Origin of the sequence: Chitinophaga oryzae (assembly GCF_012516375.2) — a bacterium.
Taxonomy (GTDB): domain Bacteria; phylum Bacteroidota; class Bacteroidia; order Chitinophagales; family Chitinophagaceae; genus Chitinophaga; species Chitinophaga oryzae.
This window is the reverse complement of sequence record NZ_CP051204.2, coordinates 3364267-3390851: the sequence shown is the minus strand read 5'-3', so window position 1 is coordinate 3390851 and position 26585 is coordinate 3364267. Positions and strand designations below refer to the sequence as shown.

General features: G+C 46.9%; 21 protein-coding genes. 10 read left to right on the top strand and 11 right to left on the bottom strand.

What is annotated here, in order from left to right; translation table 11 throughout:
* The first annotated feature begins 4 nt into the window (after positions 1-4).
* Positions 5-1408: a RagB/SusD family nutrient uptake outer membrane protein gene (locus HF324_RS14145; RefSeq protein WP_168860093.1), complete on the top strand. Its 1404-nt coding sequence runs from the start codon at positions 5-7 to the stop codon at positions 1406-1408.
* Positions 1409-1438: 30 nt separating this feature from the next.
* Positions 1439-2692, top strand: coding sequence for a TlpA family protein disulfide reductase (locus HF324_RS14140; RefSeq protein WP_168860092.1), 1254 nt, complete (start codon positions 1439-1441; stop codon positions 2690-2692).
* A 786-nt stretch (positions 2693-3478) separates the two neighbouring features.
* Here HF324_RS14140 and HF324_RS14135 read toward each other — a convergent pair.
* From HF324_RS14135 to HF324_RS14120, 4 genes are all read right to left on the bottom strand, one after another.
* Positions 3479-3727, bottom strand: a complete 249-nt coding sequence (locus HF324_RS14135; RefSeq protein ID WP_168860091.1) for a hypothetical protein — start codon at positions 3725-3727, stop codon at positions 3479-3481.
* Between the two features lie 76 nt (positions 3728-3803).
* On the bottom strand, positions 3804-4232 hold the full coding sequence (locus HF324_RS14130) for a MauE/DoxX family redox-associated membrane protein (protein WP_168860090.1): 429 nt from the start codon (positions 4230-4232) through the stop codon (positions 3804-3806).
* Entirely contained in the window at positions 4229-5626 is a 1398-nt protein-coding gene (locus HF324_RS14125) for a serine/threonine protein kinase (RefSeq protein ID WP_168860089.1), read from the bottom strand. The genes HF324_RS14130 and HF324_RS14125 overlap by 4 nt, the downstream gene beginning before the upstream one ends.
* 381 nt (positions 5627-6007) lie before the next feature.
* Complete coding sequence (locus HF324_RS14120; protein ID WP_168860088.1) at positions 6008-6988, bottom strand: helix-turn-helix transcriptional regulator; 981 nt, start codon at positions 6986-6988, stop codon at positions 6008-6010.
* A 217-nt stretch (positions 6989-7205) separates the two neighbouring features.
* Between HF324_RS14120 and HF324_RS14115 the strand changes: the two genes are divergently transcribed.
* Entirely contained in the window at positions 7206-7817 is a 612-nt protein-coding gene (locus HF324_RS14115; protein ID WP_168860087.1) for a hypothetical protein, read from the top strand.
* Between the two features lie 17 nt (positions 7818-7834).
* Complete coding sequence (locus tag HF324_RS14110) at positions 7835-8299, top strand: GNAT family N-acetyltransferase (protein WP_168860086.1); 465 nt, start codon at positions 7835-7837, stop codon at positions 8297-8299.
* Here HF324_RS14110 and HF324_RS14105 read toward each other — a convergent pair.
* Positions 8296-8862: a hypothetical protein gene (locus tag HF324_RS14105; protein ID WP_168803086.1), complete on the bottom strand. Its 567-nt coding sequence runs from the start codon at positions 8860-8862 to the stop codon at positions 8296-8298. The genes HF324_RS14110 and HF324_RS14105 overlap by 4 nt on opposite strands.
* Before the next feature lie 273 nt (positions 8863-9135).
* On the opposite strand from HF324_RS14105, the gene tnpA reads away from it, so the two are divergent.
* The 3 genes from tnpA to HF324_RS14095 all read left to right on the top strand — a co-directional run bounded on the left by tnpA (position 9136) and on the right by HF324_RS14095 (position 11442).
* Positions 9136-9300 (top strand): IS66 family insertion sequence element accessory protein TnpA, encoded by a 165-nt coding sequence (gene tnpA / locus HF324_RS33405; RefSeq protein ID WP_373997300.1) that lies wholly within the window; start codon positions 9136-9138, stop codon positions 9298-9300.
* A 130-nt stretch (positions 9301-9430) separates the two neighbouring features.
* Positions 9431-10288 carry an IS3 family transposase gene (locus tag HF324_RS14100; protein WP_220101314.1) on the top strand — a complete coding sequence of 286 codons (858 nt, stop codon included), beginning with the start codon at positions 9431-9433 and terminating at the stop codon, positions 10286-10288.
* 51 nt (positions 10289-10339) lie between these two features.
* Positions 10340-11442 (top strand): IS3 family transposase gene (locus HF324_RS14095; protein ID WP_168802981.1). Its coding sequence is split into 2 segments (ribosomal slippage): positions 10340-10603 and positions 10606-11442, totalling 1101 coding nucleotides; the frame shifts between segments, so codons are not numbered across the junction.
* Between the two features lie 99 nt (positions 11443-11541).
* Here HF324_RS14095 and HF324_RS14090 read toward each other — a convergent pair.
* From HF324_RS14090 to HF324_RS14080, 3 genes are read right to left on the bottom strand one after another with little or no spacing between them, the layout of a single operon-like run.
* The gene (locus HF324_RS14090) at positions 11542-12009 is read right to left on the bottom strand and encodes a hypothetical protein (RefSeq protein WP_168860085.1); all 468 of its coding nucleotides are present in this window, start codon (positions 12007-12009) and stop codon (positions 11542-11544) included.
* A 4-nt stretch (positions 12010-12013) separates the two neighbouring features.
* Positions 12014-16405, bottom strand: a complete 4392-nt coding sequence (locus HF324_RS14085) for a DUF6443 domain-containing protein (RefSeq protein ID WP_220101313.1) — start codon at positions 16403-16405, stop codon at positions 12014-12016.
* A gap of 4 nt (positions 16406-16409) precedes the next feature.
* A complete protein-coding gene (locus HF324_RS14080; protein ID WP_168860084.1) occupies positions 16410-20255 on the bottom strand; it encodes a DUF5977 domain-containing protein in 3846 nt (1281 codons plus the stop codon).
* 252 nt (positions 20256-20507) lie between these two features.
* Here HF324_RS14080 and HF324_RS14075 point away from each other — a divergent pair, with 252 nt between their 5' ends.
* Both HF324_RS14075 and HF324_RS14070 read left to right on the top strand, forming a co-directional pair.
* The gene (locus HF324_RS14075; protein ID WP_220100745.1) at positions 20508-21149 is read left to right on the top strand and encodes a methyltransferase family protein; all 642 of its coding nucleotides are present in this window, start codon (positions 20508-20510) and stop codon (positions 21147-21149) included.
* Positions 21150-21198: 49 nt separating this feature from the next.
* Complete coding sequence (locus tag HF324_RS14070; protein WP_168803074.1) at positions 21199-21654, top strand: GNAT family N-acetyltransferase; 456 nt, start codon at positions 21199-21201, stop codon at positions 21652-21654.
* Positions 21655-21704: 50 nt separating this feature from the next.
* On the opposite strand, the gene HF324_RS14065 is transcribed toward HF324_RS14070, so the two are convergent.
* From HF324_RS14065 to HF324_RS14055, 3 genes are all read right to left on the bottom strand, one after another.
* The gene (locus HF324_RS14065; RefSeq protein ID WP_168860083.1) at positions 21705-23030 is read right to left on the bottom strand and encodes a DUF3472 domain-containing protein; all 1326 of its coding nucleotides are present in this window, start codon (positions 23028-23030) and stop codon (positions 21705-21707) included.
* A 277-nt stretch (positions 23031-23307) separates the two neighbouring features.
* Positions 23308-24705, bottom strand: a complete 1398-nt coding sequence (locus tag HF324_RS14060) for an MFS transporter (protein WP_168860082.1) — start codon at positions 24703-24705, stop codon at positions 23308-23310.
* A gap of 18 nt (positions 24706-24723) precedes the next feature.
* Positions 24724-25767 (bottom strand): bifunctional transcriptional activator/DNA repair enzyme AdaA, encoded by a 1044-nt coding sequence (locus HF324_RS14055; protein WP_168860081.1) that lies wholly within the window; start codon positions 25765-25767, stop codon positions 24724-24726.
* Between the two features lie 194 nt (positions 25768-25961).
* Here HF324_RS14055 and HF324_RS14050 point away from each other — a divergent pair, with 194 nt between their 5' ends.
* Positions 25962-26486 (top strand): DUF4269 domain-containing protein, encoded by a 525-nt coding sequence (locus HF324_RS14050; RefSeq protein ID WP_168803070.1) that lies wholly within the window; start codon positions 25962-25964, stop codon positions 26484-26486.
* The last annotated feature ends 99 nt before the right edge of the window (positions 26487-26585 follow it).

The window sequence follows — 26585 nt, the reverse complement described above, 5'->3', positions numbered from 1 at the left end:
TAACATGAAAACAACACAAACAACTCAACATATTCTTTTTTTTATCTTCCTAACAACATCTATAAGTTGCAGTAAATTCGTGGATGTTGGCATACCAACTAATAAACTGACAACTGACGTCACTTTCAGCAGTGATGCAAATGCAACATCAGCCGTAGTAGGCATATATTCTCAGTTCTCCTCCAGCACAAGTCTGTGTGCGGGAGGAGTTACCGTTTATACCGGTCTCGCCGCCGACGAGCTACAATATACATTTAACAGTTCGGATATAAAGGAATTCGAGACCAATTCCATTGCTACCACTAACCCCACCGTACAAACTAATTTCTGGCAACCGGCCTATCAATATATCTATCAGGCAAACGCCTGCATTGAAGGCATTTCGGCGAGCCACACACTATCTCCCAGCGTCAAAAATCAGCTCCTGGGAGAATCCAAGGTTATACGAAGCCTTCTATACTTCAATCTCATACAGCTATTTGGCGACGTACCACTTGTCACTGGAACCGACTATCATACATCAGCAAATCTGCCAAGAACGGCAACTAATCAAATATATCACCTAATTATTGAGGACCTTACCAGTGCTAAACAGCAATTAAAAGAAGACTACCCAAGTGATAATCCGGTACGCCCCAATCTTTTTACCGCTAGCGCACTACTTGCCAGAGTCTACCTTTATATGGGCAATTGGGCTGCAGCAGAGGCAGAGGCAAATGCGGTAATTGAATCAAAAAAATACTCTCTTGTCACAGACTTAAATAAGGTATTCCTTATGAATAGTAGTGAAGCTATTTGGCAAATAATGCCTTATGGTAACACTATAAATACACTTGAAGGGAACAACTTTGTTCCCTTTTCACCCAAGGGAACACCCGCTTATCTGATCACCGATCGGCTCTGGCAGGCTTTTGAAACAGAAGACCCACGACGGGACTCCTGGACAAGTACCCGGACATTAAACGGCAAAACCTACAGCTTTCCTTTCAAATATAAAGTTCCAGCAAGGCCCAACAACACCATCAGTGAGTATTACACAATGTTTCGATTGGCTGAACAGTATCTCATCAGATCCGAGGCCAGGATCAGGCAAGGTAAGATCTCCGATGGCATCACCGACCTAAACACGATCAGAAGCCGTGCCCGAGGCACCAACTCGGAAATTCTACAAAACAGGCCCACCAATATATCCCATGAACAAGCTCTTGCATATTTGCAACATGAAAGGAGGATCGAATTATTTGCAGAATGGGGACATAGGTGGTATGATTTGAAGAGAAATAAACTTGCAATCGCCACGCTAAAACCCATTAAAGCGCAGTGGAATGATACAGACACACTATTTCCAATTCCAAGGGGAGAAATGATACTCAATCCTCAGCTCACACAAAACAATGGCTATAATTAATCAACTACAACTTATACAATAATCCATAATATGAAAATAGCAAAAAAAATAATATTGCTAATAACATTCATTGCTTCAACAGAATCAAGCATCGGACAAAAAATAGAAATAGGAAAGCCGTATCAAGACATCCTCCTACGAAACGTCGTTAATTACAGCAAGGAGAATGTACTTCTTTCTACTTTTAACGACAAACCCCTGATAATCGATTTCTGGTTTATAGGCTGCGCACCATGTATGGAGTTAGTCCCTCATCTTGACTCCCTGCAGAAGGCCAATCCCCGCAAGTTCAATATACTACTTGCAACATTCGAAAACAGAAACGCAGTGCTTGCATTTACAAAAAAAAATCCGGTGTTTCGAAAATTCCCTATCATCACCGACTTAAAACGCTCAGATAGCTTAATGCTTATGTTTCCACACACAAAAGAGCCTCATGAAATTTGGATTGATCGCAACAAAGTGGTACAGGCTATCACCTCAAACGAGGAATTAACAACTCAAAACCTGGTTGCCTTTCTTAACGGAGCTTCACTTTCGCTTTCTGAAAAAAAAGAGTTGACACCAGAACAACGTCGCCTCCCTCTATTTCTAATTGACCGGGAATTCAACAATAGCAAAGGCCAACTCTTTTACTCATATATTAGTGAATATGACCCCAAAATATCCAATGTGTCCTGGGGCGTACAATATGCAAAAGAAAACAACACCGTCAAAGCACTATGTCTTAACTGTATGCTGGACATCTTATACAAAGTAGCCTATGACATATCGGGGCCTGACAAGGTCTTCTTTAACGGGAAATCATGGTCGGAAAATCAGGCAAAAAAAACACCTGAATTAAAGTTGCCTTATAGCTATGAATTAATAATACGGGATACCTCCATCTCAAAAGCAAGAAAAATTATGCACAATTCGCTTGACAATTACTTCTCACTGCAAAGTAAAGTCAAACAAGTAGAAATGCCCTGCTATATACTATCGAGATTAGAAAACAGAAGTGATTTCATCTCAAAAGATGAAACTCCAGCCAATAATCTCGACATAACAGTGGATAAAATTATCATAAAAAATATTGGGATTGACTTTGTTATTAACAACGGATTGTACAACAACCTAGAACATGAAGTACTGAATGAAACAGATTACAACGGAAGAATCACAGTTACAATACCTCGTACAAAAGAGCTTCAGAAAATAAAAAAAGAGCTAAACAGATATGGCCTTGATATCAATATCGAGAAACGAAAAAGAGAAATAATATTTCTCGAAAACATCAATTAGTCTTTCATTGACGACCTTAGTTACCAAACCAAAAAGATGAGATGGCTACCCTCACCATCTCATCTTTAATGACAAGGGTGAAAAAAAGTTATTCTTTTTGCTCCAGCGGTACCCTTCATACAGACACAGTTCCCTGTCAGAGGACATACCATAAACATCGCAGCAGATACTGTACCCGTAAAGACAAACTGACCATTAACTGTATACCAGTTAAAAATGGTACCAACACGTGCAGAGCCGCTGGAATGACTAGTCGCATAGGCACCTCCTATACCAAGAATAGCAGCCAATACCGAAAAAAATAATTTCAAATCCATCCTATTAACAATATTATACCTTATAAGAACAAAAACAGTTTTACAACAATTAGCGCCAATGCATCAGAACACCCAGGTACATATTAAACACCCCGCAATCAAAACACCCGGGAAGCAATATAACGACTTTCTATTTTCAGGAAGGGCGTCCCAAAGTTATACGCCTCCATGTACCAATCGTCCCTATTAAACAAGGAGCAAATCCCTTTAACGGACACTCCATGAACCTTGCGGTCGCTGTAGTGCCAGTAAGCCTATACTGGCCATTAACTGTATACCAGTTATAAATAGTAATTCGTTTTGTACTAAAAGTTGAATTATAACCGGCATATGCCCCACCAATTCCAACAAAAGTGGCTAAAACTGAGATCATATTCGCTAATCTGCTCATAAAATAATGTTTATAACCGGTATGACAAAGTAAGGAGATAGTTCAACACTATCTCCTTACTTTATCTAAGAACAAAGATCAGGGTTTGAATAAGGTAGCTTTTTTTGAACCAGCTGTACCTTTCAAACAAATAACTGTACCAGGCAACTTACAAGACTGGAACCTTGCAGTCGCTGTAGTACCGGTCAATCTGTACTGACCATTAACTGTATACCAGTTGAATATGGTTCCGGTGCGTGCTGCATCATTGGAATGAGTAGAAGCATAAGCTCCACCAACGCCCGCAACAGCAGCCAGTGCGGCGAAAGCAACTTGTAACTTTTTCATGTTTCTGATTTTAAAGGTTATTAATTGAGAACCATTTTTATACAGGTGGCTTACCTGTACTATGCGCATTAGTATTTTAGTTAAATTTCAAGACCGGCTTCTTTAATTGAATACCCAAACCGAACAGCCCCAAGGCAACGAAAAACAGGTTAAACACAAGATGTTGCTCCCAGTTCAGGCTCCTTATAACTCCCCCACAACTGCAGGGGACCTTATCAAACATCCTTAATATCACCAACAATACATAAACTGTAAAAAGAAGCATCAATCCTGTGGCAGCCTTTAATCCCGCAATCCGGTAGCGGGGAAAAATCAATGCTAATACAATCAGTGATTCAATAATAGGAACTCCCCAGGTTAACCCCTCCGTTACTATGTGATTAAATGGCTGTTTTTCCATATCACGGGCAAATTGATCTATATCAAGAAATTTGCTCCCTGATGTGTAAGAAAACAGAATCACGTATAAAGTAATTGCAAAATCAGTTACATAAGTCCTTTTCATAAAATATCAATTGTAAAAACTTTTCGGATTACCTGTTTGATTTCATTCAGTTCCGGGCGCTTCTCAGGCTCATTTTCCAAACACTTTAAAATTAAATCAAGAACGGGGCCTGAAGTAATTAACGACCTTAGCCCTTCAATATCTACCTCGTGTTCAAGGGTAATAAAATTACGAGGATGCCTGCCAACGATCACATGTATCAATAAAGATCCCATCGCATAAATGTCTTCTTTTACAGTGGGAACTTCAACATTTGCCTGCTGAGGAGATACATAACCAAATGAACCAAGTGTGAAAGGAACATCAGGCTGCCTGGTATTCAAATTATAGCTTAACTCAAGATCAATTGTATATAATTCTTTGGAAGGGAGAATTATAAAATTATTTGCAGTCGCATCACGATGTACATACCCTTTTTGATGCATTTTTTCAAGGATTTCTAAAACCTGTAGATAATACCCGATGAATTCCCGCCGGCTTTCCTCCTCCCATTCATCCCATTTCTTTTCTTTGTGCGCTGCATAGATCTTTGTATTCAAATCTATCCCTTCCAAATATTCCATGACGAGATAACATTCCTCGCCCTGTTCAAAGTAATCGATGAACTTGGGAACCGCCACGTCATTTTGTAATGCCTGCAGTAACTGTCGCTGCCATTTAAAGCGATCTTTGATGTCCCGGCCATGCTTATCTACAAAAACATGGCTCTTACCTTCTTTAATAAAACACCACCCAAAGCGAAATCCTTTCATATCAATAGCCTTTAGAAGATCTCCTTTAGAAGATCGGGCAATCATCTCCAGTGGAACATATCTCCTTTTTAAGATGCGTTTACGTCGCCAATATTTATACGCAGCATTAATTTTAAATGGTATTTTTTTCACCGGTGGAGCACTTAGTGAAAACTTCCACTGCTTTTTCTCTGTCTCGCTACCTTCTTCCTGCTGAAATGTTATATAAGTCACATATAATACGCGTTCTACCCTTATCGCGTTATTAACCTGAGGTCCACTGTAACACTTCGTCAGCATTGTCAATTTCTTCAAAGCTTGTCTGGTAATATCTTCATCATTAGAGTATACGGTAAACAGCCGGCCCACTTCATCAGCACCATACCAAAAATCATTCACTTTCTCGGCGATATTTTCACTCTTCACACAACTAAAAGCCACCTTCAATTCATACAAGACAGGAGCAACATTTTTTATCAAATCTCCTAGCTCGTGAGAATTAACCGACAAAAAAATCACCCATCCATTCTGATAGGATAAATTACCCACTGTCAGAAAATTTTCATTTTCCTGATAAGGTATTCCCATTTCATCAAGCAGGTGGTGGAAACCATTTTGCTGATCTACATTCTGGTTGTGTGTTTCCTTCAATTCGTTTATCATATGTATTATTTTATGCAATGCGAAGCCTTTGCCAGACAAAAGGTGGCATACCAATACGGGCACAATGTATACACATCACTATTCGGGATTACTTATAGCATCCATTGGCATAGCAAGGCTGCGAGGAACCAGGAAGCCTCCACACATTTTATTCGCTGCATTTTTTTTACAGATTATTCGATTTCGTCTTTAATGATAACTCTCCAGGAAAAATGATCGGTTATTTTGATAAAGTTGTTAGGTTCTTCTTTTCGGGCTTTCTGATTTTCCTGATGACAACGTCAACAATATAAAGTTCCTTAATAAAAAAATAACAAAATATTCATTTTGGGAATGGTACCTTATCATTTTAGTTTTTTCGAAAAAGTTAACATTGGGAGGTTAACGGGTAGATCCCGGCAGTTTTCCATGATACTTTTTATACTCCCTGGTGAAGTTGGCCGGATAGCCATATCCCAGCATGTAGGCTATTTTATTCATACTCAGACCCGATTCCCGCACCAGCCGCTCCGCGGTTTCCATCCGTTGTTTGATCAGGTATTTACTGATGGGGATCTGATAGTATTTGGAAAAACCCTTTTTGATCTTTGATTCACTGATATTATACATATGGGCTAGCTCCGCAATGGTATGGGGAATATCCAGGTTCTGGTCTATATAGGACTTAATACCGGCAAACAGCATAAACTCGTTATTCCCCACGTCTGATGACTGCTCTCCTTCGAAATAGCTCACCACCCACATCAGCACTTCGAATATTTTATGCTGCATCCACAGACCCTTTAGCTTTTTGGACACAACTGCCTTCTTTAGTTCCCGTATGCGGTTCCCCAGCTCCTCCTGTATGATGCCGGAATGTTTGCTGACAGCATCAAACTTCGCCCCGTCGATAATAGACAGCCACTTGTTCAGCATAGGCGACAACCCCGCCAGATCGCTGATTTGTTTCTTTGAAAAGGTAATACCCTGCCACTCATACACTCCCGGTTCAAAGTACAACAACAGCTTTTCCGGTTTTACTTCAAAAATGTTAAACTGCCCCTGATACAGCAACACTTTCCCTAAACTTCTCACAAGCACCTCCGTCGAACCCTGCAGCATACAGGAACAGACATGGAACGCACTTTTAACCTGCGTCTCTACAATCGATTTCTCATGAGCAATAAAAACAATATTAATAACAGAAGTGCCGCTCGCCTCATAGCGCTGCACGAGAATATCTATTTTGGAAGATGTAAATAAATACGGTTCAGCAAACCCTTGTGTATACTGCATATAAGCCTCCGGAATCGTCACACAGGGAACGACATGAATACTGGGCGCATTTGCTATAACAAACTCCATGGTTTGGAAGAGGGACATCTCAAAAGTGGTTTTAGGCGGTCGACCAAATAAGTAGATCATACAAATTAGAAAAAAACACTGCTAATGTATTACAGGTAACGCAAAATAACTAACTCCAAACTCTTTACAGAAAAGCATTCCATCCAATGTTAAGTTTTTATTGCTGCGGTCACATCAGCAGTTTGGAATCATAACTTGTTAGTTATTTTTTCATCCTTTTCTAAAAGAATACAACATGATATTAAGAATTGCCGAAACAAACCCTAAAGTACATACCTTGGAAAATACAGTCCCATTTTACTACTGTAGTTACATCAAACCTTTCACAAAGCCACATTTCATACATTTTGAAGATGTTGGTATTCTCTTTCAGGACAAACGACACAAAGAAATTTCCTTGCGCCGAATGGTCTGCTTCACAGAGCAGCGACGAACCTTACTCATCAATGAAGAAAAACCCAAACTCGTCATCGAAACCTCCCCCAACAAAACCCTCTACACCCGCTTCGTCGAACAGGGAAAGGTGTTAATCGAACCGGATGAATATGGCATTGCCCACGGCAGCACAGAATATTCTTCTATCATCCTCACCAAAGGCAGACAGGAAGTCATCCGACTGGAATTTACAGCAGAAGCGTTAAAAGAGCGTACAACCCAACACTATCTGGACAATTTCGAACAGGAAAAATCCTGGCTCTATGGAAGCGGAAAAATAAGCGACACCTTACAGCAACAACTCCACGACCTCCTCCACACACCAGCCAATACACCCGAAGAAGAAGCTGTTTTCGGAGCCCGATGCCGGGAAATCTTACATCAGGTAGCCACGGAACAGATCACGGCATAATTGCCTATCTTCACTGCATGACCATCAGACCATACACCACCGCCGATAAATCCGCCTGCCTGGAAGCTTTCCGCAGCAATATGCCCAGGTTCTTCGCTCCGGAAGAACTGAAAGACTTCGGCGAATGGCTGGAAGAACAGGGGAAACGCGACCTATCGGATAAAAACGAATGTTATTTCGTCATCGAAACAGCGGAGAAGATCATCGGTTGCGGCGGTTATTATATCCGTGCCGACAAAACCACCGCGGTCATGACGTGGGGACTGCTCCATCAGCAATACCATCTACAGGGATGGGGCAAAAAACTGCTGCTGCACAGGATAAACGCCATCAGGGAAGTATGCCCCTCCTGCGCCATCCAGCTGGATACCACACAACACTCCGCCCCTTTCTTTGGGAAAATGGGATTCGCCGTGACGAAAGTCACGCCTGATTTCTACGGTCCGGGACTGGACCGGTATGATATGGAACTGAAAAACTAACCGTTAAACCGGGGATGGTTCAAACCATATAACATTACATACACATCGTCACCCTCCGCATTAAATTCATTGATCAGGCCAATGCCCAGGATCTTATGGTCCATATAGTCCGACAGGCTGTCGGTCTCTGCGTCGAAGTTTGGTGTAAAATACAGGCAGATACCCAGGAAATTAGGGCTCATCAATCCGCCGGGAGGAGAATAACAGGTAAAGCCCGCATCCACCTGCAGGACTTCACGTACGGTCATACCTACACGAAGCACGCCGTTAACCGTACCCTGATAGCCTTTCGTGGCGATGATATTGGTAATCCGCCCATCGTAGATGTCCACTTTCAGGCGGATAATACCACCCATATACCAGTATTCTATATATCGCAAGGAAGGTGTTGTCACGAGGCTGATCTTCTTGTCACGGGCAAAGTACTGGTCCGTACGAAACATCTTCTCCAGGCCTTTTACCTGCATCCCCTGCTGTATGCCACCCAGACTTACGCCTGGAATGATCGGTGCTTCAATGTCAAAATATTGCTCCTGGAAATTTATTTCTAAATTTTTATACATATTTATAAACTCTTGTGGAGCTATTTATTCTTTTAAGTCAGGCGTCAAAAATAAGGGAATTCCTGTACAATCAGGTACACAACATCACCAGATATAAAAAAGCCTTGCAGGTGACCAAATCAGCAAGACGGAAGCGTCACGACACAATATGTATATCTACCTGATTATCAATAATTTAAAATCAAAATATAATCTCAGCTCCGAAAGGGGGCGGTTCTGAAAGCTTCCCATTAAAACGTAACGGTTAAAAATATCGAATAATCGTTAAATTTAATGGGTATGAAAAAATCAAAATTTACAGAAAGCCAGATTATTGGGATTCTAAATGGCCAGGAATCAGGCAAATCGGTAGCCGACATCTGTCGTGATCATGGAATAAGCCAGGCGACATTTTATCAGTGGAAGTCGAAATACTCCGGCTTGAAGTCAATCAGTTAAAGAAACTGAAGGATCTGGAGTCGGAACTTGCCCAGTACAAAAAAATAGTAGCGGAACAAGCCTTTCAGATCACCGTAATGAAAGATGTCATAGAAAAAAAGCTCTAACGCCTGCAGATAAGCGTGAGTTGGTGGATTATGCCCGTGATAGCCATAAAATGAGTATCCGGCAGGCGTTAAGATTGTTTCAAATCCATCCTTCTGTTTACTATTATAAACCATTGCCAGACGGTGACGAAGATATTCGGGAGAAATTATCTGAATTGTCGCAATTGCATAATCGCTGGGGATTCTGGATGATGCACCATTATCTGCGTAATCTGAACCACAAATGGAATCACAAGCGGGTATACAGGGTCTATACAGAGATGGGACTCAATATGAGGCGTAAGCATAAAAAACGCCTACCAGCAAGAATAATGGAGCCATTGCTACAGCCTCTCAGACCTAATATAACCTGGTCCATGGATTTTATGCATGACACACTAAGCAATGGTGTTACTTTCAGATCATTTAATATCATCGATGACTATAACAGAGAGGCTCTAAACATCACTATTGATACCAGCTTAACCAGCAAGCGTATTATCAGGCAGCTGGACCAATTGATTGCCTGGCGTGGACAACCGTTAAAGATCAGAGTCGATAATGGGCCGGAGTTTGTTGCTGAAGCACTCTCTCAATGGGCTGAGATCCGATGTGTCGAACTCAAATTCATCCAGAAGGGTAAACCTTTCCAGAATGGTTATATGGAGCGCTTCAATAGAAGCTACCGCGAGGAAGTATTGGATGCATTTTGTTTTACCCGCCTGGGGGAAGCTCAAATACTTTCAAACGCCTGGATGTGGGTGTACAACAACCAAAGACCACACAAGGCACTGGGTTACAGATCGCCAATAGATTTTCTATGTCGGCATCAAAAAACCAACACATTTCCTACTCTTCAAAAAGATGAAGGTGACCTTGTACCGAAAAATCGGGCAGTTTAAAATTAGAGAAAATGGGCAATTATTGATAACTTTAAAAAGGAGGTAATTGCCATGAAAAAATCCAAATTTACGGAGGCACAGATCGTTTTTGCGCTGAAGCAGGCAGAAACAGGGGTAGCGGTACAAGAGGTTTGTCGAAAGATGGGAGTGAGTGAAGCTACCTTCTACAACTGGAAAAAGAAGTACGGAGGGCTTGGCATCACCGAGCTTAAGAGATTGCGTCAGCTGGAGGAGGAAAACTTCAAGCTGAAACAGATTGTCGCAGATCTAAGCCTGGACAAGCAAATGTTACAGGATGTGCTAAAAAAAAGTGTTTAACGCGTATTCAGATAAAGAAACATGCGCAGTACCTGATATCCAGTTATAAGGTGGCTGTAAAGCGTGCGTGCTCGGTGGTGAAGTATGCCCGTTCGAAGTGGTATTACAAATCGAAACGGAAGAGTGATTTGCCGGTCAGACAGCGAATCAGGGAGATTGCCGCGACCCGGGTAAGATATGGTTATAACCGGATTCATATACTGTTGCGTAGAGAAGGCTGGAAAGACAATCGTAAGCGCGTACATCGTATCTACAAGGAAGAGGGGCTTAATCTCAGAAGTAAGCGTCCACGCAGAAGTAAAGCAGCAGCACATCGGTTGGAACGGCCTGGCTTAACTGGAATATACCAGTGCTGTTCGATGGATTTTGTGGCAGATCAGCTGTTTGACGGACGGAAATTCAGGACCTTAACTTTAGTGGATAATTTTAGTCGCGAATGCCTGACAATCGGGGTTGGGCAATCGATAAAAGGCATCGATGTGGTGAAAATTCTGGAAGATTTAAAACGTCAAAAAAATATCATTCCCCGGCGAATCCAGGTTGATAACGGGAGTGAATTTATCAGCAAAGATTTTGACAAATGGGCTTATGAAAATAACGTAACTTTGGATTTCTCCCGGCCCGGAAAGCCCACTGATAATGCTTTTATCGAATCGTTCAATGGTAGCTTCCGGGATGAGTGTCTGAATGTGAACTGGTTCTTATCCCTTGAGGATGCCCAGGAGAAAATCGAACATTGGCGCTGGGAGTATAACAATTTTCGCCCCCACAGTTCGCTTAATAACCTAACGCCGAACGAGGTCGTTGAAAGACATAAAAACGCCCAAAATCTCTAATTTACCGTGTCCAGAATTGGGTACAAGCTCAATTGCCCATTTTCTCTAATTTTAAACTGCCCGATTTTTCGGTACAAGGTCACTCTGCGGTTACCATTCTTATATACCATTGGTTTTGACTCCTAAAATATTAAATTTCTTACTTGAACAATCATATAAAAACTCAACTATACTTCCTCCACTATTAATATAATTTATTCCTGACGATGTGCTTACTACATTAAACGGAATGATATTTATAAAAAAATTACCATTTTTAATCCGTAGTGGAACTATCCTGATGAGTATTATTGATTTCTTTTCTTTCAACTTATTTTGTACGCCAAAAACGTCAAGCACCTCTATATTATGAGCCCCTATTCGCCGGGGAATACTTTCTGTCGTTATATTATTTTCTTCCAATAACAGTGTTTGTACATTTTCAGATGAAAGTTGAGCACAATAATTACTAAACGCTTGATAATACAAATTTGTACTATCCTTCGCCTCTGTATTATCCGCTTTTTGTCCAAATGCCCAACAAGGGGTAACAACTAAAAAAAATATTAATCCCCATAACTTTTCCATAATTCTATTTCTTTATGCCAATACTAAAAAATTGATCAAATGTAAATGTTGCTACTGTACCACCACCATTGTATATATAAACCGTCTTATTCCCTTGAGCCAAAACATAATGATTACCTGTAAATCCTTCTACATTAGCTCTTGCATTCGGCAAATCTCCAATATTCTCTCCATTATGCATTAAATTCGACGGAGGATTCCCAAAGGAAGATGTCTTTGTAAATTCTGTATTACCAACTATTTCTTTGTTTACTACAACTCCATCAGGATGCGTATGCCAATCTCCTGATAATTCAAGCCCAATATTGTTCAAATCATTTTTATTTGCCGCCTGCATGGTGTTTATTGAAGCATATGGGTCTTTTGATGGATCAGCATTTTCTCCAGCCTTTGCCCTTACCACAAAATCTGACCCATCTTCTCTCTTTCCAAAAAAACCGCCTTCTTCGTGAAAAGAAGGTGATCCTGCATCCGCAAGCGATTGCTGCATAGCACCTCGTACAGTCGCACCAGGTAACTCAACAGCTGATGTTAATCCTTCTTTATTCACTTTGCCGTTTTCCCTCATACTCACTGAAATTGCAGCTTCATCTTTTATAGTGCTGACTGCATATATTTTTTTATCATTAATACCATCCGAACCTATTTTCTTATTTTCAAGGTTGTAATAATCACCAGGTATCATTCCATCCGCGTCTATAAATCTTATCGGATTATCAAAGGCATAAGTATACGGTGACCATCTCCGCATTTTATCCGCTAATGGATCTATTACCCACCATCGCCCGATTTGCGGATCTTGCATCCTTGCTCCATAGTCATACAACTCAAGTCCTGATCCATCTCCGAACTCTTTCGACTGTAGTTCTTTTCCATTGTATTTCAGGCGGTTTTCAGCGTAGTTGCTCCCCTTCAACGCATTCGAACTTATCCCCGCCATCGTCAACCCAAACGGATAATAATGCGTCACTTCCAGCAGCGGCCCGGTCGCCTGCGTCACGACAAGGTTATCAAAGAACACGTCCTGCGGGGTTTCATTGCTGGTGTACACATACAGGAAACCACTTTTAGACACCGGCATTTTATCCGTCGCCAGCGTCTGCAGCTGGTCAGGCTCCTTCTTCACCTGCTTCACCCCGCTGTTATTGTCAACTAAGTTAAACTGTTCATCAAACAATACAAAATTGAGATAAGCGCGCGGATTATCCGGCTTTTGCTGGTCCGCGTCTTTGGTTTTCAGCCGCTGATATTCGTGATTGTAGAAATCGGCCGTGAACGGCGTAGTGTTGTTCGCGGCATCAAAGCCATGCTGCCCTTGCCCTGCAGCGGTACCCTGAAATGCCAGCGCCAGGCTGGCGATCATATCCTCCATCGGTGGCGGGGTATTCTTATCCGCCGGCGCCTGGGATTTATAAAACGCTTTGACGCCTATCTGAATAGTGTCGCCGGCCATCACCTTCAGCACCAGCGACGGACCTATTTTATGACCGCCGGTTTTGGCGTTCAGTTTCGCAACGGACGCATTCTCGCCGGCAGCTTCATCGGGCGGGTAACCGGCAGGTTTGGCGGCACGGGTTTCGGTGACATTGCTGAACAAGGCCGTCTCCTGCGTTGCGCGGGCGTTTTCCATGGTAGCTGTGTACATCGACAGGTCCGTTTGTTCTGTCAGCACGATCCTGACGTTGCCCAGATGGTCTTTTTCAAAATAATCATAGACGTAGGCTACCGGCTGATTCACTTTCAGCACCGTACGGATACGCCCTTCTTCATGACCGAGGAACTGCAGCGTATCGTTTTTAAACTCCCCGGCAATGGCATAGTCGGTCACGGTGGTCTGCGAAGGCGCCTGCGTATTGTCCACAACCGTCTTCCGCAGCTTGACGCCGGCCGCATCATACTGATAGGAAATCGTTCCTTTCCCGGCAATAGTGATCTGCTGCGGCAGGTTCAGATGATTATACTGTATGCCGGTAATCCCTTTGTTATTGTCCTGCGTGAGGTTACCGTTGGCGTCGTAGCTATAGTCCTGTGTTTCATTGGACGCCGGCTCTTTAAAGTCACCCAAGGTACTGTTAGGGTTGTTCGCCCGGTCGGTCACAAAACGAAGCTTGTTGCTGTTGGCCACATAACCGTATTTGAGGTCGTCCACAATCACTTGCGCACCACTGGACAAACCCTGCTGTTTCATAAAAAGGATATTGCCGTTTTCATCATATTGCAGGCCGCTGACTGAAAAGTCCACCAGGTTGCGCGTCCAGCTGGTACTACCGGCATTCTGCTGGTTAAAGTCCGCCAGTGTCAGCCGGTTGACCGCATCATAACCAAAATCATATTTTCGGGAGATGCCATCGTTCCTGCTCCGCCATATCGTTCCCGAGATGTTGCCGTTAAATGCGGGTGTGGCATAAGCAGTACCATCGATCACGGATGCCGGCTGATCATACCCCAACTCATACCCAAAATAGCCGCCCGTATTGTTTTTTAGGTAACTTCTGTTCGCGCCCAGCTGCCATCCGCGGATATTATAATCATAGTGGATATTATCGAGGTTGTCGCCCAGCGTTTTATCCGTCAGCTGTCCGATAGCATTGTACCGGTTAGTGGCAATCACTTTCAGTGTACCGGCATCATTGAGCTGCTTGGCAACCGTCAGCAGGCGGCCGGCATGATCGTAAGTTTGGACGGTACGTATGCGAACATCGGGCGTGGTGCCGCTTCGCGGGTTACGCTGCCTGACATAAGCCCCCAATACCTTACCAGAGAAATCGTACAACGTACTGGACACATCACGACCGTTATTGTTGTTTTCAGACACTACCTGTATGATACGTCCTTTCTCATCATAATAATTGGTCGTTGTAAGATATTGATCTGTCCCGAGTATCAATTTCTTCATCCCTGTCACCTTGCCCGTCACCACAGCCGCAGGAACCGACGCGGGGTCTGCATTGGCGCCGCCACCGGCATTCACCCGGGACAAATCACCGGTTTCAGACGCTAAAGCACCAGTATAACTGTAATCGTCATAAAAGGTGTATATCAACGGCTGCAGCGATGCTGCGGGAATACCAGGCAACGGATTATTAACCGTTATAGTCTGTGTCCCTGCCGTCAGTGCAGGATCGGTTTCCGCCACCATATCTGCACCGGTACCGGTATCAAAACCATCTTCCAGTGTCACACTGCTGCGGGCCCTGTAGGCGTCACTGTTATCATAAGACGCTATCACGAGGTTGTCCGGTCCGGGAAAAGAGCGGGTAATACTGCTTTGTGTCCCGGAAATAGTATTCATGGAAGCCTGCAAGGTGGCCCGTGTGGCAGTGGAGGTATACAGCGCTGTCATCACAGGCCTGTTCTGACCATCATAAAAAGTGACCATCCACTTTCCCTGTGCCGTCAGATTGCCGTCACGGGTAAAAACCAGCCGGTCCCGCACATCGTAGACCATCTCCGTTACTGCGGCGCCGGGTACTTTTTTAGTGATCATCCGCTGCCGCTCATCGTACTCGTAGATAAAACAGAGTTCGGCAGCGATATCCGGATGACCGGTAAAGGTCCAGCCTCCCGCCGCCAGTGCTGTTACCGCCTTCGGCGGGATGACATAACGCTGGTTGTTATAATCGTCATACACATAATAGGTACACAACCAGTCAGTATGCGGGTTCACAGGAGTCACAGCCAGCTGTGCTCTTTTCAGCACCACCTTCCCTTCCCTGTCTGTAAAAGTAATGGCCTGTTTTCCCTGCTCATCAATGGTAACATTTTTAAAGAGGTCGCCGGCCGGATAACTGGCCACAACCGGGTCTCCACCCGCGCTGGGGCCGATCGTCCAGCGTTTTACATCGTCCGCAGCGGTATTAACGGCATACACTTGTTGCTGCGTATGCCCTCCGCCAGGCTGCCAGCTACGCCCTGGCGCACCCTGCTGCAATGGCCTGCTCAACGGCGAAAGCTCCGGCACCTGCTGTCCAAAAGGCCGGTCATCTTTTGCAATGTCCGCCAGCGTTGTATTTGCCGGACTATAGAAATTCAGCTGGTCGGCAAAAGCGCCTGTCCGAAAACTGCCCGACCCGGCGCCCGTCATATCAGTATACGGCAGGATCGTTTTCACCGTCCGCCCATAATTGTCATATTCTGTTGGCGTAATAATGTCCTTTTTATCCGGGCTGCCCTGCAGAACAATTGCCTGCACCTGCCGGCCAAGACCATCAAAATAAGTGACGGTCCTGTTACCGCTTTCAGCGGGCAGCGCGTTTACCTGCGCCTGCGTGCTCACACCTGGCACGTTGACAGCCGTCTTACTGATGAAGTTATGCCCGGTACTCAGCTGCGCCGCTGCACTACGGGTCATCAGCAATAAAAACAATACCTGTGTGATCGTATATATGCGCTTCATAGTATCAGGGATTAACACAGTTAGTGGGTGACAATTTGGTATAAGTTCCGCTGGTAGTTCCGTCGCTGAACTGATACTCATAGGTACAGCGGTATTGCCCGTTCTCCGGCACGCTCGACAGGTAGTACATAGTCCCCGTCTCACATACACCGTTGATAAACTTCTTCCCTTCGCCCGAGCAGGCGCAGGACCCGTATTTGTTGGCGGCAGCCTGCCCGTTGGCATCAATATCATCCTGCGCCAGCTGATCGGCGGCTGCCTGGCTCACGGGACTGGACCATTTGCGGGCTGGCACTTCATACTTATAGATTTTACCGATGTCCGGCGCACAGTCATTTTTAAAGAAATTCTGATAGCGGTATACGTTGTAGAATAAACATTTCCCTTGTGCGTTGGCGTAAGCCTGCCCTTTGGCATTGATTTCGGCCGTGGCCTTGGCATCCGCATCAGCCTGGCTTACTGCCGATATATAGCTGCCATATTTCACTGCGTATGTTACTGTAGTGGGCTCCCCCTGTGTACAGTCATTCTTTACAAACGCCCGGGACGCCTCCACGTTGTAAAAGAGCGTGGGAGTCCCCGGCGTCATAGGAGCGCCCGGCCCGTAGTTATACACAAAATTCTGAAGGATATTGCCTTTGTCATCCCGGATATTCATCAGCCGGTTCAACCCGTCGTATTCATAAAAGGTGGTGATATTATCCGGGGAGGTCGTGCTGGTAATGCCCACGCCCGGTTCGTAGCTGTAGGAGGTCACCTGTGCATCAGCGGGGTATATCCTTATATCATCCACCCAAACATTCGCGCCACCCAGCCGTACCACCGATGTGGTGCCGGAGAGGCGATGCAGGTAAAGCGTCCAGCCATTACGGGTAATACCTGTTGCCGACAACGGTATACTGGTAGCGCTATTTTGCGTAACGGTCAACGCTCCCCCTCTGGACCAGTAACTGACGATCATCGGCCTGGCCACGGCGCTTCCCAGTGTACACTGAACAGACGCGGACGCAGGAAATTTCAGCGACCGCTTTCCCGTGTGGGCCAGGGTAGCATCGAACAGGCCACCGGTATTTACCCAGCTTCCCCCATACAGCCCGTCTGTTTCAAATCCGGTATAGGCAATTTCATTGATACCCGCATTCATGGCCGCCATCGTTGGATAGCGGTCAGGGTAGTCCCTTACAAAGGATTGCACAGCATCTTTGTCTTTACTTTGCTCTACCACCTGGCCAAAGGAATATCTGAAGGTGGCCAATGGCTTGTAACGGCTGTCCGTCACCAGGTTGTTACCGCTCCAGGAAGAAGTCGTCCACGTACCGGGCGCATTGGCAGCCTCCAGCCGGAAAGTCTGTACCGGCAGGTAATTGTCATAGTACGTCAGAAGTCCGCTGATAAGCTTTTTATTGGCGCCGCCGGCATTCTGGCGATACTGGATACGCTCGATCTCTGTTCCGGGCATTCCTGCATTGACCAACGCCAAAATACCGGCCGTGGAGCCATTAACGCCCGTGTAGTCACCGGCATATTTCTTCACTGTCACCAGCTCTTCGTTATTGGTCGTTTGATCTGTGATCTGCGTAGGAAAAGTATGTTTATCACTGCCATAGACCATTTTCCGCACACTGGTGAGGTAAGCACCGGTCAACTGGTCATACGTCTTTTCCTGCTGCTGCACCAGTTGCTTTTGCTGTGCCCAGATGGCATAACCATCGGCATACAGGATCTTATAGTAGGTGCGAGTATCTATACAGTCGCTCATGGACTTCCACGTACCCCTTCCCTCATAGGTGAACAGACCGTTCGCATCCTGTTTCTTGCACCACTGGATAAGATTGTCCTGCGCATCCTTCACCTTCACCCTTGTCTGCGGAACGTTTCCAATGATCTGATAAACATACGTATTGGTCAGTTCACTGAGCAGGTTTCCTTTATTGTCGTATACCGATTTCTTTTCCAGGTCTCCGTTACCCAAGTGATCATCAAACTGGTTGATACTCTCTATATGGTACTGGTAGACGGTCTTTCCCAACGGCTGGGAATTGTTAAAATCGAACTGGTATTCCGTAACGCGGTTGTAACCGATGGGTGAGCCCTGCACAGATCCCATTCCATATACCGCGTTAGCAGAAACGGTATAATTTGCCGTCCCCTGGTCCTCTGTGCCGGGGTTAACAATCGGCGGCGGCCAGCGGTGCATGGTTGTGGTGACATCGTAACGGGGGAAGTTATTGTCGCTGCGGCCGCTCGTTCTGCCGTTCTCCTGCAGGTATTCATACCGCTTCACCGTCCCTTTTTTGTTGACATACGAATAATCCGTGATTTCGCGGATCCGGAGGCCGCCGACTTTGCGCGAGGAGGAATCATCACTCAGCAACGCCTCATGGTCCTCGTAAGTAAAGGTAGTATAACCACCGGTTGGATAAGTGATCCGCGACAATACGCCCTGAACAGCCCCTTCGAAACGAGGTTCCCTGTTTGCTCCGTTACCTACCACCCTGCCATTGGGGAACGTTATATTTGGTACCAGGCTGGTATTACCGCTGGCGTTATAATATCCCCAGTGGTCCAACGAAGCTGTAAACCTTTCAGGCATATTACTATCCATTTCATAATAGGTAAACAGATATGGCGGAGGCGCCGCCACACCGGCCACTGGGGCCACTGGGGCCACTTCTGCCAGTGTATCCAGATGAAGCCGTTTCTTTGAATAAGTATTCCCCGGATTCTGGAAGAAACCATAGCCAAGACTATATTGCTTTACCAGCTTATCAGCACCGTTCAGTGTTGCATAAATATTGATTTTTTTCAGCAGCCTGTCATGCGGGAAATTCGAATCCGGTCGGTCTTCCACAGACTCCAGCTGAATGCTTCCCACCTGGATACCATTTCTTTGATAGCTGATGCCCGTCAAAAATTTACGCTGGGCCCTAATGAAAGGCGGCGAAGCGGTAAAGCTGCTCAACTGCTCCTCATATCCCGATTGCGGCGGCTGTACCTGCGTCCGGATAATACTCAGTGTCACCGATTTGTTCCTGGAGATTTCTTCCGTGATGGCCCCTTCAGCTGTTGTCTGATAGGTAAAATTAAGGCTCTCCATAGCATTTGGGGCCATCATACTGGTCAGGTACCAGCTGGAATTGTATTGATAATATCTGCGCGGCGGCGCATCCGGCTCGGCATCGTCCATGAGGTCCATCGTCGTCCTTTCCGGATCGGCAAACCGGAAGACCGTTCCGTTTTCATCGGTAATAATAAACTCATCCGGATAGTTAAAACGAATCGTGAGATTATCCCGCTCCTTTTTTACGATGCTTTTATCCGGCAATACCATAAATTTCCCCGCTCTGCCAGCGAAATTATAATAGTAAACATCCGGTTGCAGGTCGCGCACTTCCATCTTCATCTGTCGCAGGAAATCCTGGTACGCAAATACATCGGAACTGGACGGCACTACCAGCGGGCCGTTATTATAATAGTTCTCCGGGATGTCGGGATTACCCATCACCCCTCGCGTGATCACACCACCGGCATTCAGAGACCAGCCCATTCCTACCCAGGTGGCCACTTCTCCCGGCTTAAACCCGCTGTTATTATAACCGAGGCTTACAGGCAATTCCAGCTGCTGCCCTTTGAACGCATACAGCGGAATACTGATCTGCGGAGTACCGGTAAATAAACTCACAGGCACGTTACCATATTTCCCCAGCTGCGCCGCCTCAGGCGCTACCGGCAATGACTGGCGCGCTTTGAACTCCAGCCGGGACACATCCACTGGCAACGACGCCTGTTGCGCCGCAAGACGGGCAACAACACAAAAAACAACAATGAAAACGAAAACAGCTTTCTTCATAGATATACGATCAGGGTAAACTTCCATAACACCAGCGAAAACGCGGCACATACAAGCGACCGGCCTCAGACAATGTGCTAATCCAGCAACGATAATATCAGCGATACCATCAAAGGCATAACAAGAAAATGTGGTTAATAAATGGTTACCAAACAACTACACTGCATCCGAAAAAGTTAACATAACTAACCAAATATAAACTTTTTTCACGCATGCCAATTATTCTTTTTTCCATAGACAACCATCGCAAAAATGAATAAAATGAATAGCCTGTATATCCGTCATCCGCTGTACCTTCAGCGTCTGAAAAAAAACCGTCCTATATTCATGAACAACCCGGCCCTCTTCACCTGGATCACCCTCTGCTGCTGGATCATATTCATCTGTTGCTGGCTCGCCCTCCGGAACCGTACCAGGGAAAACATACAGTTCAGAACGAACCGCCAGCGCTGGCTGGCCGCCACCGGCTACGTGCTCATTTTTACAGGGCTGTACCTTCCGCTGTTGACAGGCGCCCGCCTGCTGCCGGCGTGGTGGTCGCTGCAGGCGACAGGCGTTTTATTGTGTATCGCCGGTATCGGGCTGTGTATCTGGTCCCGGTTACTCCTCGGCGTTAACTGGAGCGGCGGTGTAGCCGCCAAAAGAGACCACGAGCTGGTCACCAAAGGGCCATACCGCGTGGTAAGGCATCCCATCTATACCGGCTTCCTGATGGCGTTGACGGGCACCAGCCTCGTCACCGGCGGAGGAGCGGCCATCGTCGTCACCGTCGTTTGCGCGCTGGGGTTATACCTGAAAATCACCCGGGAAGAAACGCTGCTCAACGAACTTTTCCCCGGCGCCTACGCGGCCTACCGGCAACGGACACGTAAACTGATCCCGTTCCTCCTTTGACAGCGGAAACGAAATGTTGTATCTTCATGGCCCGTTCAACGAACTATCTATGCTACAACTTATCAGAACAGACTCCGGTCATCCTGACTTCGTATCGCTGGTACGGTTACTGGACCAGGACCTGGCTGTCCGCGACGGCAGCGACCATGCCTTCTACGCCCAATTCAACAAAACAGATCTCATCAAACAGGTGGTGGTAGGTTACCTCGACGGCCAGCCGGTGGCCTGTGGCGCCATCAAGCCGTTTTCTGAACAACAGGCGGAAGTAAAGCGCATGTTTGTGCATCCCGGTTATCGCGGCCGCGGTCTCGCCGGTGAAGTGCTGCGGGAACTGGAAAAATGGGCACAGGAACTCGGCTACAACGCCTGCGTACTGGAAACAGGCAAAAAACAGCCCGAAGCCATCGCGCTCTATCGGAAAAGCGGTTACGCCATCACGGACAACTACGGCCAGTACATCGGCGTAGACAACAGCGTGTGTATGCGGAAAGATTTACCGGCATAAAAAAACGGGCGCCATTAAGACGCCCGTTCAATAAGCAAAGCCGGCGGCAATCAGGGTAAGGTGTTCAGGTTCACTGTTGGCGCTACCCCTGTGGCGGTGCGCGTAAAAGTAGTATTGTAGTTTACATAATCGGCGAAGAACCCGCCGTTTTTCAGGAAGAACCGCCCGGTGGCATTATCTACGCCGCCGGCATAATCCCTGCGCTGGTCGCTGGTAGCGGTGGCATCAGCCGTAAATTTGGCGCTGGTGATCTCCGTCCACACGCCGGCGGTGGAACGTACCCACTGATTGTTATACTGGCCGCTCCGGCCGAGGTACCCGTTTTTATCGCTGAAATTTTCGAGGAAAGAATACAACCCTGCGTGATAGGTGTTGGTATTAGGTCGCTTCCAGGTGGCAATAAAACGCCATGTACCGGTTTCCGGTGTAAATACCCACGCAGAGAAATTGGTAGCTCCGGCGCCATCCGGTAGGATACGCGTCAGGAACTTGTAGGTGGTGCCTACGGACCAGTTAAATACCAGGTAACTTTGGCCGCCGGTACCTTCGCCGCCGAAAGCATTGTCCACTACGCCCGGCCCTTTGCGCACCAGCGTCGTCTTGCCTATGGCGGGGTCCCAGATGGAAAACAACACCCTTCTTTCAGTGGCGCTGTTCACCTGTATACCGAAATAACCGCCGTTAAAACCATTGCTCATAAAGTAAGAACCGATCTTGTCTTCGCCTGCCGGCACGGTCACTTCATTATAAAACCATTCGGCGTCCACTCCGGCAGGAATAGGATAATTCAGGTGCACGGAAGGACCGCGCCTGGACCAGTAATAGTTCGCGGCGTCGTTGGCGTACACTACGTTGTTGGCTGTGGCGCTGCCACTGATGATGATATGGGACACATCGCCAAAGTAGCTGCCGGTTTTATTGACACCCTGCAGGTCTACCTTTACATATCCCACACCTGTAACATTCACCGTACCGATCGTGAAGTCCGTATAGGCGGTACCGGTAACCGTTTTATTGAAAGCGGTACCGTTGATCGTCACTTTGATGGTGCTAGTGCCGGAAGGTACTTTCATCCGCACGGCCACATTCAGCTGGCCGGTTTGCCCCAGCCGGAAATAAGCGCTGGTGACACTGTTGGCGTTGGTCCAGTTACCCAGGCCGTTGTCGGTGATCACTTCCGCGCCGCCTGCCGGCAGCGTGGTCACAAAACCGTTGCCGGCCAGCGCTACGGCGTAACTGGAAGCGGGAGGAACAAGCGATGCCTTTTTATCATTACCGGAAGCGGCATCGGCAGGAAGGGCGTCCTGCATATTTTTAGCGCAGGACGAAATGGCCATGGCAGCCATGAGCATAAAGATAAGGTGTGCTTTTTTCATTGGATCGCAATTTGATGGTTGCAGACTAACAGCTTTGCTTATACGATTTTTCAATGCACAGAACTTCCCGCAGCCTGCTTACAGGCCCGTCAGTAGCAGTGCTGATGGTAATACTCAATAAGGTTAACAGCCACTATTACCCTTTCCATTGTTCACGCCGGTAATGTTTGCACGGGATTATAATTCACTGTTTGGAAGTAAAGGTCCAGCTATTTTGGTTGTATTGATGATCCTGTAATTTAAGACAGGATCATCAAATAAAATAATTTATTTACGCTCAACTGTCAGTGCGATTTTGCGGCAGGCAATACAACATGGCAGCAACGACCAGCAGGCAGGCCATTCCCGCTCCCAAGCCATATTGCAGCGCCTCCGTATAGGCGTCCGGGTGTGTATCCGATGCCAGCGCAGCGAAAAACACACCGCCGATAATACTGATGCCCAGCCCCGACGCCGTCTGCTGAAAAGTGGAGAAAATACCGGAAGCAGCGCCGGCATCTTCCACCGGCACTTTATCCAGCACGATGTTCAGCAGGAAAGGCAACACCATCCCATTACCCAGCCCGTACAACGCTATCAGCGAGATGGTGCCGGCAGCATCATCGACACCTGAAAATTGCACAACAAAGGACATTAAGATCATCAGCAGTCCTGCCAGTAATACCTTCCTGCCATACCTCACCAGCAACCGGGAAGCCACCACAGACGACAGCATAAACAACAACGCATGCGGGATAAAACCTGCCCCGCAAGCCAGCGCCGACAGTCCCAGGCCACTTTGCAGGTATACCGCCATCATCAGCAGGTAGGCCGTATGCAGCATAAAATGAAACAACACCGCCAGCAACCCGATGTTAAACGCCGGCTGTTTAAACAACCTAAGATTGATCAGCGCACTTTTATCTTCCTGTCTTACCTGCTGTATCCGTACAAATACCAGTGACAGTACCACGAACAACGCCAGCAGCACAAAACTCCATGCCGGCCAATGCTGCTCCCGCCCTTCCGTGATGGCGTAAATGAGGCAGCCCAACGCCCCTGTCAGCACCACCGCCCCGGCATAATCGAATTTCACGCCTACCGTCCTGCCTGTTTCCGGCAGGTAACGATGGATCGCCCACATAGCAGCAATACCTACCGGCAGGTTAATAAAGAAGGTCAGCCGCCACCCTTCAATGACGCCGTGCGTCTCCGCCAGGTAGCCGCCCAGCATCTGCCCGATAATAGCCGCAATGCTCAGCGTAATGCCATACCAGCCGATGGCTTTGGCCCGCTCTTCAGCTACGGGAAACAATACCTGTATCAACGAAATGGACTGCGTGACCATAAACGCGGAACTCACCCCCTGGAAAAAACGGGCAATATTCAACTGTAACGGCGTCTGTGCCAGTCCACAGATACAGGAGGTAAGGGTAAACCAACCCATTCCAAGAAAGAACACTTTTTTCTTGCCGAGATAATCACCCGCCCTGCCGCCGGTGATCAGGAAACAGGCGCTGCCCAGCAGGTAAGCGGCAATCACCAGCTGCACTTCGCCGTCGGTGGCATGCAGACTGCCTTTGATAACAGGAATGGCGATGTTGATGATAAAAATGTCGATAACGTACAACAGGGGCGCTGTCAGGACAATAAGCAGCGCGTACCACCTGTTGATGGTGGAAGTAGTGATAATCATAAAATAAAAAGGAAAAAGTTAGCGGGCGTTGTTCTTCTCAAATTCCAGCAGCCATTGTTTGCGCCAGATACCGCCACCATAGCCGGTCATAGAACCGTCGGCCCCGATGATGCGGTGACAGGGAACGAGGATAGAGATTTTATTCATACCATTGGCATTGGCCACTGCGCGGATAGCTTCCGGCTTTCCCAGCGCCACTGCCTGGTCTTTATAAGAGCGGGTGACGCCATAGGGCACCTCCTGCAATACACGCCATACGGACTGCTGAAAGGCAGATCCCGGCATATACAACGGAACGGTAAAGGATTTCCGCCGTCCATCGAAATACGCTTTCAGCTGGGCTTCCAGCGTGGCAAAGTGGGGATTGTGGCCCTGCACGATGGTAGCGTTCAACACCCGGGACAGGTAAAGGAATTCTGTTTCCAGCATTTTCCGGTCAGTGAACTCCAGCAGGCACACCCCTTCTTCTACGGCACAGGCGTACATAGTGCCCAGCGGCGTTTCCAGCCGTTTCAGGTCAATTACCCGTTGTGCTTTGCTTTTTTTGGGAGACACTCCGAAGATGTTCCTGAAAGAGTCCCCGAAACCGCTCAGCGATTCAAATCCGGCGTCAAAAGCGGCGCCGCTGACGGACTCGCCCTGCTGTATCTTTTTAAACGCCGTATTGATACGGAACATCCGCTGGTAAGCCTGAAAAGTAATGCCGTGGTTCTTCAGGAACCAACGCCGTATCTGGTGCGGCGCTATGCCCCGCTGCAGCAGGTCTGCATCTGTTATTTTCCGCCCCGGTTCGTCAGCCAGGTCCTGCAGCAACTGCCGGATATTGTCCGGCGTCTGGTCCAGCTGCTCCAGCGGCCGGCATACCTTACAAGGCCGGTATCCTTTCAGGATGCATTCTTTGGACGTGGGAAAGAACTCAATGTTCTCCGGCTTCGGCTTCCGGGCGCGACAAGAAGGCCGGCAGAAAATGCCGGTCGTTTTGACCGCCGTAAAAAATACGCCTTCAAAAGCCACATCTTTCTCCAGCGAAGCCTGGTACATCCTGTCAAAGCTCAATTGCATGGTGTATTGTATTGATTTCCCGACAAAAGTAGGATTACCCTTTCCGCCGGACAACCGGAAAATTGACAACTATTTTTTTCCTGTACAATTTTACGGAATAAAAGCGGCAACGCCTCCATGGAGATATCCGCCAGGCCGGCAACGACGACCGCCCGTTCTTGTTACGACGCTGCGATGCCATTATCTTTGCGCTTATGCATGATTTTACCGATATCGCTTATCTGAAAAACGGACCGGCCTTCCATCAGCAGGTATACGATCTGCTGACCCGCCGGCAGCTGCTCTCCGGCCTGAGCGCCTTCTCCCCCGTCTTCGCCGGCAGCATTCCCATAAGGGTGCACACCGCCGGCAGCGACATCGATATCATTTGCTGTTTTGATAACAAAGCGCTGTTTATCGACAACCTGGGACAATTATTCCAACACTACCCCGGCTTTGCCCTCCGGGAGATAACCATCCGGGAGGTACCTGCCGTGGTGGCTAACTTTACGGTAGACGAACAGCCGGTCGAGGTATTTGGCCAGGCCATCCCGGTAAAGGAACAAATGGCCTACCGCCATCTGCTGATCGAAGCGGCTATCCTGCAACAGCAAGGGGAAGACTTCAGACGGCAGGTCATCTCCCTGAAAGAGCAGGGATATAATACGGAAGCAGCTTTTTGCCACCTGCTGGGGATCTCCGGCGATCCTTTCCTGGAACTGCTGAAATGGAAGCACTAAAGTTTCATCTGTGCTCAATGCTCCAGGCTGACAAGCCAATGAGGTCACAGGTCGTCCTAAAAGTGATTGATTGTTCCGGCAAAAAAAAGGGAATCAGAC

Excerpts from the sequence above, each read along its gene's own strand:
- HF324_RS14050 (WP_168803070.1), top strand. The coding sequence starts at position 25,962 with ATGCATGATTTTACCGATATCGCTTATCTGAAAAACGGACCGGCCTTC.
- HF324_RS14075 (WP_220100745.1), top strand. The coding sequence starts at position 20,508 with ATGAATAAAATGAATAGCCTGTATATCCGTCATCCGCTGTACCTTCAG.
- HF324_RS14085 (WP_220101313.1), bottom strand. The coding sequence starts at position 16,405 with ATGAAGCGCATATATACGATCACACAGGTATTGTTTTTATTGCTGATG.
- HF324_RS14055 (WP_168860081.1), bottom strand. The coding sequence starts at position 25,767 with ATGCAATTGAGCTTTGACAGGATGTACCAGGCTTCGCTGGAGAAAGAT.
- HF324_RS14080 (WP_168860084.1), bottom strand. The coding sequence starts at position 20,255 with ATGAAGAAAGCTGTTTTCGTTTTCATTGTTGTTTTTTGTGTTGTTGCC.
- HF324_RS14060 (WP_168860082.1), bottom strand. The coding sequence starts at position 24,705 with ATGATTATCACTACTTCCACCATCAACAGGTGGTACGCGCTGCTTATT.
- HF324_RS14120 (WP_168860088.1), bottom strand. The coding sequence starts at position 6,988 with ATGTCCCTCTTCCAAACCATGGAGTTTGTTATAGCAAATGCGCCCAGT.
- tnpA (WP_373997300.1), top strand. The coding sequence starts at position 9,136 with ATGGGTATGAAAAAATCAAAATTTACAGAAAGCCAGATTATTGGGATT.
- HF324_RS14110 (WP_168860086.1), top strand. The coding sequence starts at position 7,835 with ATGACCATCAGACCATACACCACCGCCGATAAATCCGCCTGCCTGGAA.
- HF324_RS14135 (WP_168860091.1), bottom strand. The coding sequence starts at position 3,727 with ATGAAAAAGTTACAAGTTGCTTTCGCCGCACTGGCTGCTGTTGCGGGC.
- HF324_RS14105 (WP_168803086.1), bottom strand. The coding sequence starts at position 8,862 with ATGTATAAAAATTTAGAAATAAATTTCCAGGAGCAATATTTTGACATT.
- HF324_RS14145 (WP_168860093.1), top strand. The coding sequence starts at position 5 with ATGAAAACAACACAAACAACTCAACATATTCTTTTTTTTATCTTCCTA.
- HF324_RS14130 (WP_168860090.1), bottom strand. The coding sequence starts at position 4,232 with ATGAAAAGGACTTATGTAACTGATTTTGCAATTACTTTATACGTGATT.
- HF324_RS14070 (WP_168803074.1), top strand. The coding sequence starts at position 21,199 with ATGCTACAACTTATCAGAACAGACTCCGGTCATCCTGACTTCGTATCG.
- HF324_RS14065 (WP_168860083.1), bottom strand. The coding sequence starts at position 23,030 with ATGAAAAAAGCACACCTTATCTTTATGCTCATGGCTGCCATGGCCATT.
- HF324_RS14090 (WP_168860085.1), bottom strand. The coding sequence starts at position 12,009 with ATGGAAAAGTTATGGGGATTAATATTTTTTTTAGTTGTTACCCCTTGT.
- HF324_RS14125 (WP_168860089.1), bottom strand. The coding sequence starts at position 5,626 with ATGATAAACGAATTGAAGGAAACACACAACCAGAATGTAGATCAGCAA.
- HF324_RS14140 (WP_168860092.1), top strand. The coding sequence starts at position 1,439 with ATGAAAATAGCAAAAAAAATAATATTGCTAATAACATTCATTGCTTCA.
- HF324_RS14115 (WP_168860087.1), top strand. The coding sequence starts at position 7,206 with ATGATATTAAGAATTGCCGAAACAAACCCTAAAGTACATACCTTGGAA.